Genomic DNA, 3572 nt, shown 5'->3' with positions numbered 1-3572 from the left:
ACAGTACCGGCGCCGACCGTGCGGCCGCCTTCGCGGATCGCAAACCGAACGCCCTTCTCCATCGCGATCGGGGCGATCAACTCGACCGAAAGCGTCACGTTGTCCCCCGGCATCACCATCTCCGTGCCTTCCGGCATCGCCGCCGCACCCGTCACATCCGTCGTCCGGAAGTAGAACTGCGGACGGTAGTTGTCGAAAAACGGCGTGTGCCGGCCGCCCTCGTCCTTCGACAAAACGTAGACCTCGCCCTTGAACTTCGTGTGCGGAGTAATCGAGCCCGGCTTCGTCAGGCACTGCCCGCGCTCCACCTCGTCCTTCTTCGTACCCCGAAGCAGGATCCCCACGTTGTCACCAGCCTGACCCTGGTCCAGCAGCTTGCGGAACATCTCGACACCCGTCACCACCGTCTTCGACGTGTCTCGGATCCCGACGATCTCTACCTCTTCGCCCACCTTGATGATGCCGCGCTCCACGCGACCCGTCACCACCGTCCCACGACCCTGAATCGAGAAAATGTCCTCGATCGGCATCAGGAAGTCCTTGTCGACATCGCGCTCCGGCTCCGGAATCGACGCGTCCACTGCGGCCATCAACTCGAAGACCGCCTTCGCATCCTCAGAATCCGCATCGTCGGTCTCCAGCGCCTTGAGCGCCGAGCCACGAATGATCGGAATGTCGTCCCCGGGAAAGTCGTACGACGACAGAAGCTCCCGAACCTCCAGCTCCACCAGGTCCAACAACTCCTCGTCGTCCACCATGTCGCACTTGTTCAGAAACACCACGATGTGAGGCACATCCACCTGACGCGCCAGAAGAACGTGCTCGCGCGTCTGCGGCATCGGACCGTCGGCCGCCGAAACCACCAGGATCGCGCCGTCCATCTGAGCGGCGCCCGTGATCATGTTTTTGACGTAGTCGGCGTGGCCCGGGCAGTCCACATGGGCGTAGTGACGGTTCTCCGTCTCGTACTCCACATGCGCCGTCGCGATCGTGATCCCACGCTCGCGCTCCTCAGGCGCCTTGTCGATGTCGTCAAACGCCGTAAACGTCGCCAGGTTCTTCGCCGCCAGATTCTTTGTGATCGCTGCCGTCAACGTCGTCTTGCCGTGATCCACGTGACCGATCGTGCCGATGTTCACGTGCGGCTTGGTACGCTCAAACTTCTCCTTCGCCATGATTCCTCCTCCGCCCGAGACCTAGCCCGCGGCGCGTGCAACAACCTCTTCGCTGACGGTCTTGGGTGCTTGCTCGTAGTTGGCGAACTGCATGGTGTAGTTCGCTCGACCCTGGCTCGCGGACCGCAAATCCGTCGCGTAACCAAACATCTCTGCCAGCGGCACGAGACAGGCGATGACCTGCGCGTTGCCGCGAGCCTCCATACTCTGGACTCGACCTCTCCTGGACGTGACGTCTCCGATCACGTCCCCCATGTACTCTTCCGGCGTCACGATCTCGACCGCCATGACCGGTTCGAGAAGAGCGGGTCTGGCGCGTTTCGAGGCATCCTGGAACGCCATCGAACCGGCGATCTTGAACGCCACTTCCGAGGAGTCGACCTCGTGGAAGGTCCCGTCGTGGAGATCGATCTCGATACCGGTGATCGGATATCCGGCAAGCGGCCCGGTCTCCATCGCCTCGCGAATGCCCTGTTCGATGGGCTTGATGAACTCCCGAGGGATTGCGCCGCCCTTGATCTTGTTGTTGAAGACGAACTCTCCCTCGTCGGTCGGACGCGCGACGATCTTGCAGTGGCCGAACTGACCACGACCACCGCTCTGACGCACAAACCGGCCTTCGCCCTTGGCTTCAACCGTCAGACTCTCCTTGTAGGCCACCTGCGGCCGGCCCACGTTGGCGCCCACCTTGAACTCACGCAAAAGGCGATCGGTGATGATCTCCAGATGGAGTTCGCCCATCCCGGAAATCAGCGTCTGACCGGTATCGGGATCGGTGTGAACCCGGAAGGTCGGGTCTTCCTGCTGCAGCTTCTCGAGCGACAGAGCCAGTTTTTCCTGGTCGGCTTTGGTCTTTGGTTCGATCGAAACCGAGATCACCGGCTCCGGGAAGCTCATCGCCTCGAGAACGACCGGCGCCTTGAGATCCGTGATGGTGTCACCGGTTTTGACGGCCTTCAAACCCACACCCGCGGCAATGTCGCCGGCCCAGACGGACTTGAGCTCTTCCCTCTTGTTGGCGTGCATACGCAACAGCCTGCCGACCCGCTCTTTGCGCGACGTTCGCGCGTTGAGAACCGAGTCACCCGATGAGACGCTGCCGGAGTAGACGCGAAAGTAAGCCAACTGACCTACAAACGGATCGGTCATGATCTTGAAGACCAGGGCCGAGAACGGCTCGTCGTCACTCGACTTGCGCATCACCACCGATTCGGTTCCGGGATCCTTGCCTTCGATCGCTGGGATGTCGAGCGGTGAAGGCAGATAGCTAATGACCGCGTCGAGTAGCGGCTGCACGCCTTTGTTCTTGAAGGCGCTGCCGCAGAGTACCGGCTGAAGCGCGTTCGACACCGTCGCCCGCCGTAGCGCCGCCTGAAGCTCCTCGTTCGTCACCTCGTCGCCGGAGAGGTACTTCTCGAGTAGCGGGTCGTCGGTCTCGGAGATGGACTCGACCATCTTCTCCCGCAACTCGTGGGCGCGATCGACGAGCTCAGCCGGGATGTCCACGAGCTCGTACTGGGCACCCAACGCCTCGTCTTTGTAGCGGACGCCCTTCATCGTGATGAGGTCCACCACGCCCTGGAGCGTGTCCTCGGCGCCCCAGGGAATCTGGATCACGACCGGCGCAGCACCCAACCGCGAGCGCATCATCTCGACACAGCGGTCGAAATCGGCTCCAACGCGGTCCATCTTGTTGACAAAAGCGAGACGGGGAACGCGATAACGGTCTGCTTGCCGCCAAACCGTCTCCGACTGCGGCTCGACGCCGGCCACGGCATCGAACACCGCCACGGCGCCATCCAGGACCCGCAACGAACGCTCCACCTCGGCGGTGAAATCCACGTGCCCGGGGGTGTCGATAATGTTGATCCGGTGATCGTCCCAGGAACAGGTCGTAGCCGCGGCGGTGATCGTGATGCCACGCTCTTGCTCCTGCACCATCCAATCCATCGTCGCGGTCCCCTCGTGGACCTCCCCGATCTTGTAGTTGACGCCCGTGTAATAGAGGATTCGCTCGGTCGTCGTCGTCTTGCCGGCATCAATGTGCGCCATGATGCCGATGTTGCGAATGCGCTCTAGTGGTACTTGCCTAGCCATCTTCGTGTCTTGAGTTGGTTTCGAGTTGCAGTGCCAAAAAAAGCCACGACGGCAGTCGCCTGCCGCCGAAGAGTCTCTCCTTGTTGGGGATGCCGCCTTGCTTACCAGCGATAGTGGGCAAACGCCTTGTTGGCGTCGGCCATCCGATGCGTGTCCTCTTTCTTCTTCATCGCCACGCCACGGTTGGCCGCGGCGTCCATCAGCTCTCCAGCGAGCCGTAGTTTCATCGTCTTCTCGTTGCGGTTCTGAGCACCCTGAAGAATCCAGCGCAACGACAGGGCCAGTCGTCGGTTCGGACGA

The 3572-nt window shown here is 61.6% G+C and carries 3 protein-coding genes; all 3 read right to left on the bottom strand.

Annotation, left to right across the window (positions count from 1 at the left end; translation table 11 throughout):
* The coding region (gene tuf / locus OES25_17580; protein MDH3629448.1) for an elongation factor Tu at positions 1 to 1175 on the bottom strand (1175 nt) is incomplete at its 3' end.
* 21 nt (positions 1176 to 1196) lie between these two features.
* Positions 1197 to 3272: an elongation factor G gene (gene fusA, locus OES25_17575; protein MDH3629447.1), complete on the bottom strand. Its 2076-nt coding sequence runs from the start codon at positions 3270 to 3272 to the stop codon at positions 1197 to 1199.
* A gap of 101 nt (positions 3273 to 3373) precedes the next feature.
* Positions 3374 to 3572: 30S ribosomal protein S7 (locus tag OES25_17570; protein ID MDH3629446.1), on the bottom strand; the 199-nt coding region annotated here is incomplete at its 5' end.

It is taken from the genome of Acidobacteriota bacterium (genome assembly GCA_029861955.1).
In the GTDB taxonomy this organism is placed as follows: Bacteria; Acidobacteriota; Polarisedimenticolia; order Polarisedimenticolales; family Polarisedimenticolaceae; genus JAOTYK01.
The sequence above is the reverse complement of the archived record's forward strand: the minus strand, read 5'-3'. Positions and strand labels throughout refer to the sequence as shown.

Excerpts from the sequence above, each read along its gene's own strand:
- fusA (MDH3629447.1), bottom strand. The coding sequence starts at position 3,272 with ATGGCTAGGCAAGTACCACTAGAGCGCATTCGCAACATCGGCATCATG.